This window comes from Thalassospira sp. CA1 (genome assembly GCF_059052855.1).
Genome location: NZ_JBZCIA010000002.1, coordinates 571,762 through 578,239, shown reverse-complemented (window position 1 = coordinate 578,239; position 6,478 = coordinate 571,762). Strand labels below are relative to the sequence as shown.

4 protein-coding genes are annotated in these 6,478 nt (G+C 54.5%); all 4 read left to right on the top strand.

Annotation, left to right across the window (positions count from 1 at the left end; all coding sequences use genetic code 11):
* Nucleotides 1-72 precede the first annotated feature (72 nt).
* The 4 genes from dnaE to pyrH all read left to right on the top strand — a co-directional run bounded on the left by dnaE (nucleotide 73) and on the right by pyrH (nucleotide 6,477).
* Nucleotides 73-3,558: a DNA polymerase III subunit alpha gene (dnaE, locus tag AC5Q5A_RS06810; RefSeq protein ID WP_493894757.1), complete on the top strand. Its 3,486-nt coding sequence runs from the start codon at nucleotides 73-75 to the stop codon at nucleotides 3,556-3,558.
* A gap of 230 nt (nucleotides 3,559-3,788) precedes the next feature.
* A complete protein-coding gene (rpsB, locus tag AC5Q5A_RS06805) occupies nucleotides 3,789-4,568 on the top strand; it encodes a 30S ribosomal protein S2 (RefSeq protein ID WP_008891206.1) in 780 nt (259 codons plus the stop codon).
* An 87-nt stretch (nucleotides 4,569-4,655) separates the two neighbouring features.
* Entirely contained in the window at nucleotides 4,656-5,579 is a 924-nt protein-coding gene (tsf, locus tag AC5Q5A_RS06800; protein ID WP_008891205.1) for a translation elongation factor Ts, read from the top strand.
* A gap of 166 nt (nucleotides 5,580-5,745) precedes the next feature.
* The gene (pyrH, locus tag AC5Q5A_RS06795) at nucleotides 5,746-6,477 is read left to right on the top strand and encodes a UMP kinase (RefSeq protein ID WP_040824079.1); all 732 of its coding nucleotides are present in this window, start codon (nucleotides 5,746-5,748) and stop codon (nucleotides 6,475-6,477) included.
* Nucleotide 6,478: the final 1 nt, after the last annotated feature.

Below are 6,478 nucleotides of genomic sequence, written 5' to 3'. Positions count from 1 at the left end.
AGCTGGTTTTACCGCGCCTGTGATGGGCGCGGCAATCCTGCATTTTTGTTATATTTCAGAGGTCTGGCTCCGATGGAAAACGGTTTCGTCCATCTTCGTGTACACACCAACTATTCGCTGGCCGAAGGTGCGATCACGACCAAGGAGCTTGCCAAACTCTGTGCAGCTGACGGCCAACCTGCCGTTGCTATGACCGATACCGACAACATGTTCGGCGCCCTGGATTTCGCCGGTGCGCTGAGTGGTGCCGGCATTCAGCCGATCCTTGGCGTGCAGATGGGCGTGGAGCGTTACGGCGACAAACCCGCTGTTGGCAAAATCGCCCGCGAACCGATGCCCGACCGCCTTGTTCTGATTGCCCAGAACAAGGAAGGCTATTTCAACCTGCTGAAAATCGTTTCGCGCGCCCACATGACGTCCGAAGCCGGCAGCGAGCCAAAAGCCCTTTACGAACATATCCGCAAATATGCCGACCACATCATCTGCCTGACCGGTGGGCCGACCGGGCCTCTTGCGCGTTTGTTGGGTGAAGAACAGCTCGACAAGGCCGAAAGCTGCTTATCCGAACTTAAGGACATCTTTGGTGACCGCCTTTACATCGAATTGCAGCGCCATGGCGAACCGCTTGAAGAACAGGTCGAACCCGGCCTGATCAAGTTGGCCTATGATCATGATGTGCCGCTGGTCGCGACCAATAACTGCTATTTCCCGACGGTCGATATGTACGAAGCCCATGACGTTTTTATCTGCGTCGGGCAGGGGGCGGTTGTTGGTCAGGAAGACCGCTGGAAATTGACCCCGGATCACCGCTTCAAGTCGGCGGCTGAAATGCGCGATCTGTTCGCCGACATTCCTGAGGCCTGCGACAACACGATTTTGATCGCCAAGCGTTGTTCTTGGCACGTTGAGAAGATCGATCCGATCTTGCCGCCCTTTGATTGCGGCGAAGGCCGGACAGAGGTCGACGAACTCCGCCACATGTCTGAAGAGGGCCTGAAAGGTCGTCTCGAAAAATACGTCTTCACCGATGAAATGTCGGATGCGGAAAAGGAAGAAATCGCCAAGCCTTACTGGGAACGCCTTGATTACGAACTGGGTATCATCAATCAGATGGGCTTCCCGGGATACTTCCTGATCGTTGCCGACTTCATCCAGTGGGCCAAGGATCATGAAATCCCGGTCGGCCCGGGGCGTGGTTCGGGTGCGGGGTCGCTGGTGGCCTATGCGCTTTTGATTACCGACCTTGATCCGCTGCGCTTTTCGCTTCTGTTCGAACGCTTCCTGAACCCGGAACGTGTGTCGATGCCTGACTTTGACGTCGACTTCTGTCAGGACCGGCGCGGCGAGGTGATCGAATACGTTCAGAAAAAGTACGGTCACGACCGCGTCGCACAGATCATTACCTTTGGTAAATTGCAGGCAAAGGCCGCTGTGCGTGACGTCGGGCGCGTTTTGTCGATCCCGTATGGTTATGTCGACAAGATCTGTAAAATGATCCCGGGCGATCCGGCCAAGCCGATCCCGCTGAAAGAAGCCATTGATATGGAACCGGACCTTCGCCGCATTGCGCGCGAGGACCCGGATATTGATCGCCTGCTGTCAATCGCCATGCAGATCGAAGGCCTTTATCGTAACTCATCGACCCACGCGGCAGGCGTCGTGATTGGTGACCGTGACCTTGATGAACTGGTCCCGATCTATCGCGATCCGCGTTCGGACATGCCGGTTACCCAGTTCAACATGAAGTATGTTGAAAATGCCGGTCTGGTGAAGTTCGACTTCCTGGGTCTTAAGACGCTGACGGTGATTATCGAGGCCGTCAACTTGATGCGTCTTCGAAAAGACGTTCCGCAAGATTTTGATATCAGTGCAATTCCCCTTGATGATCGCCCGGCCTTCAAGCTCCTGTCAGCCGCCGAAACCGTCGGCGTGTTCCAGCTTGAATCCCAGGGCATGCAGGACGTCTTGCGCGGGCTAAAGCCCGATACGCTCGAAGATATTATCGCTGTCGTGGCGCTGTATCGTCCGGGGCCGATGGATAACATTCCGCATTACATCGCGCGTAAGCACGGTCAGGAAGAACCTGACTATATGCACCCGATGTTGCAGCCGATCCTCGAAGAAACCTATGGCATCATGATCTATCAGGAGCAAGTCATGGAACTTGCCCAGATCATGGCGGGCTATTCGCTTGGTGGTGCTGACCTGTTGCGTCGTGCAATGGGTAAGAAAATCGCCGAGGAAATGGAAAAACAGCGTAGCCTGTTTGTCGATGGCGCGGAAAAGAACGGCGTTGATCGCGGACAGGCGTCTGACATCTTCGATCAGGTCGCTAAATTCGCATCCTACGGCTTTAACAAATCCCACGCGGCGGCCTATGCGCTGGTGGCCTATCAGACGGCATATCTTAAGGCGAATTACCCGGTCGAATTTATGGCCGCCTTGATGACGCTTGATATGCACAACACCGAAAAGCTGGCGATTTTCAAACAGGAAGTCGAACGGCTTGAAATCGAAATCCTGCCGCCATGTGTCAACAATTCCCAAGTCGCGTTTTCGGTGGAAAACCACGATGGCGTGCGCAAGATCCGTTATGCGCTGGCCGCTGTTCGAAATGTCGGCGATGCCGCGATGGAAAGTCTGGTGGCCGAACGCGAAGCCAACGGACCGTTCAAGGACATCACCGATTTCGCATCGCGCATTGATAGCCGCGCGGTCAACAAACGCCTGCTTGAAAACCTTGTACGCGCAGGGGCGCTGGATTGCCTGGCGTCCAACCGCAAGGTCATGTTTGAGAATGTCGACAAGGTCATCGCCGTTGCCCAGCGCGAAATGCATGCGCGTAACGATGATCAGATTTCGATGTTTGGCGACAGCAGCGGCTTTGGCAAGGATCAGATCCGTCTGCCTGATGAACGTGACTGGGTGCCGATGGAAAAACTGACCGAGGAATTCTCGGCTATTGGTTTCTATCTGTCGGCCCATCCGCTTGATACATTTGGCAAAAGCATCCAGCGCATCGGCATCGCCCAGATCAAGGAATTGCCGGCCCGCATGCGTGCATCAAACAAGGGCACCATCCGTCTGGCCGGAACCCTGATCAACGCACGTGAAATGATCTCGAAAAAGAATGGCTCGAAATTCGCCTTTGTCATGTTCTCTGACCCGACCGGCAGTTTCGAAGTCGCCTTCTGGGCCGAGGCATGGGCGGCATACAAGGAAATCATCAATGCCGGACGCCCGGTATTACTTAACGTTTCTGCTGAAATGCGCGAAGGCCAACTGCGCATTCAGGGCCAGCGCGTCGAAGACCTCGAACAGGCAGTCGCCGGTGCGGCCGAAGGCATTCGCATTCGCCTGAACCGTCCTGATCCCGTCGCGGAAATCCGTCAGTTGCTTGAACAGGCGGGGCGGGGGCGTGGTCTTGTCAGTCTGTCAACGGTCTGTGATGACGGTCGCATGGCCGAGATCGAGCTTGAAGAAAACTACAAGGTCGGGCCATCGTTGATCGGCGCAATTGGCGCGATTCCAGGTGTGGAATTTGCCGAAGAAATCTGATGATTTCATCTGGTTGGCGCGTATCGTCCGTCGGAACTGTTGAGAACCGCACATTTGTGCGCATTTTAGGGGTTGCAATCTCTCGCTGAGGGGATTAAAACCCGCCCGAACATCGCACGCGGAAGAGCGGCGACTGCCGTCATATGGCAACTCGTCCATCCGGTGTTTCATACATGGTGTATGGAATTCCCTTCCGCGGAGGTATTAACCGGAAAAAGGTAGGAATTATCATGGCTTTGCCAACCTTTACCATGCGCCAGCTCATGGAAGCTGGTGTCCACTTTGGTCACCACACCCGCCGTTGGAACCCGAAGATGAAACCGTACATCTTTGGTGCCCGCAACGACATTCACATCCTGAACCTGCAGGAAACCGTTCCGATGCTGCATCGCGCGATGCAGGCTGTTCGTGACGTAACCGCTTCGGGTGGTCGTGTTCTCTTCGTCGGTACCAAGCGTCAGGCTTCCCCGATCATCGCAGACGCTGCAAAGCGTTGCGGCCAGTACTATGTGAACCATCGCTGGCTCGGCGGCATGCTGACCAACTGGAACACCGTTTCCAACTCGATCAAGCGCCTCAAAGAACAGGACGAGATACTGAACGCTGGTGCAGAAGGTCTGACCAAAAAAGAAATCCTGAACCTGACCCGTTCGCGCGACAAGCTTGAGCGCGCTCTTGGCGGTATTAAGGACATGGGTGGTCTTCCCGACATTATCGTCGTGGTCGACACCAACAAAGAATCGCTTGCTATTCAGGATGCCAAAAACCTGAACATCCCGGTTGTTGCGATCCTCGACTCCAACTCTGATCCGGCAAACGTTCAGTTCCCGGTTCCGGGCAACGACGACGCGATCCGCGCAATCCAGCTGTATTGCGATCTGTTCGTTGGTTCCGTTCTGGACGGCATCCAGGAAGAAATGACTGCTTCTGGCGCAGACCTTGGCGAAGCGGAAGAAGTTCCGGCCGAGGCAGCTGCTGCTTCCGAAGCTGCAGAAGAAGCTTCCGCATAAGTTTCATTTTGTACCTGATGAAACGGCGGCTAGCATGCCGCCGTTTTGTTAGGTGTTAACCTGATCGCGTACTTAGGGGCTTTAAAAATGGCTATTACCGCTGCTCTCGTTAAAGAGCTTCGCGAAACCACCGGCGCTGGCATGATGGATTGCAAAAAAGCGCTGTCCGAAACCGATGGTAACCTTGAAGCAGCTGTTGACTGGCTGCGCACCAAAGGTCTTGCTGCTGCCGCCAAGAAAGCTGGCCGTGTTGCTGCCGAAGGTCTGGTTGCTGTTGCAGTTGACGGCACCAAAGGTGCAGTTGTCGAGCTGAACTCCGAGACCGACTTCGTTTCGCGTAACGAAGACTTCCAGAAATTTGTTGGCGAAATCGCAAATCAGGCGGTTGCTGCTAACGGCGATATCGATGCCCTCAAAGCTGCTGCTTACCCGGGTACCTCGCGTAACGTTGAAGAGCAGGTCACCCACATGATCGCCACCATCGGCGAAAACATGTCGCTGCGTCGCTCGGCTGGTCTGGCTGTCGACAAAGGTGTTGTTGCTTCCTACGTTCACTCCGCTGTTGCCACTGATCTGGGTAAGATCGGTGTTCTGGTAGCGCTTGAATCCGAAGCAGACGCTGGCGTTCTCGAAGGCCTTGGCAAACAGATCGCGATGCACATTGCTGCAACCAACCCGGCATCGGCAACCGTCGATGATCTTGATCCGGAACTGGTAGAGCGTGAAAAAGCTGTTCTGACCGAACAGGCCAAAGAATCCGGCCGTCCGGCAGAAATCATCGAAAAGATGATCGAAGGTCGTATCCGTAAATATTACGAGCAGGTTGTTCTGGTTGAACAGACCTTCGTGATTGACGGTGAAAACAAAGTCAAAACCGTGATTGAGAACGCTGCCAAAGAAGCTGGCAAGCCGATCACCCTTAAGGGCTTTGTTCGCTTCGAACTCGGTGAAGGCATCGAACGCGAAGAAAAAGACTTTGCTGCCGAAGTTGCTGAGCAGCTGAACAAATAAAACATCTGTTCGGAATGGTGCGTTTGCCACCATTTCGTGTATGATCCAGACCGGCGAGGTCGGCAGCGCATATCCGCCCTGTTACTCGCCGGTCTTTTTATATCTGAATTCTGCATTTCCCGCGTTCGGGCAATGCGTTACATCGGCATTTAAGAGGCAATCCGACATGGCAGAAAACGGCCCATTGAAGTTTCGTCGCGTCCTTTTGAAGCTCTCGGGCGAGGGGCTTTTGGGTAAACAGCAATACGGTATCGATCCAGAAACTGTTGACCGGATTGCCAGCGAAATCAAAGCCGTTCATGACATGGGTGCTGAAGTCTGCATGGTGATCGGCGGCGGGAACATCTTCCGCGGTGTCAAAGGTGCCTCCCAGGGCATGGAACGCGCCACCGCCGACTATATGGGCATGCTGGCGACCATCATGAACGCTCTTGCTGTTCAGAACGCGTTGGAACGCCACGGCGTTCAGACCCGCGTTCAGTCCGCCATCCCGATGTCTTCTGTCTGTGAACCCTATGTGCGCCGCCGCGCGGTCCGTCACATGGAAAAGGGCCGGGTTGTGATCTTTGCTGCGGGCACCGGCAACCCGTTCTTCACCACCGATACTGCTGCTGCCTTGCGCGCGGTTGAAATGGGTTGTGATGCGTTGCTCAAGGGTACTCAGGTTGACGGTGTCTACACTGCGGATCCGAAAACTGACCCGACGGCAGAACGCTATGACTCTCTGACCTATATGGAAGTTCTGTCCAAAGATTTGCGTGTTATGGACGCATCGGCTATTTCTTTGGCACGCGAAAATGATATTCCGGTTATTGTATTTTCTTTGCATAATCCGGGTGCCTTCGCAGACGTTGTTTCTGCGAAGGGGACGTTTACGATTATTTCGAATGGAGACTGAA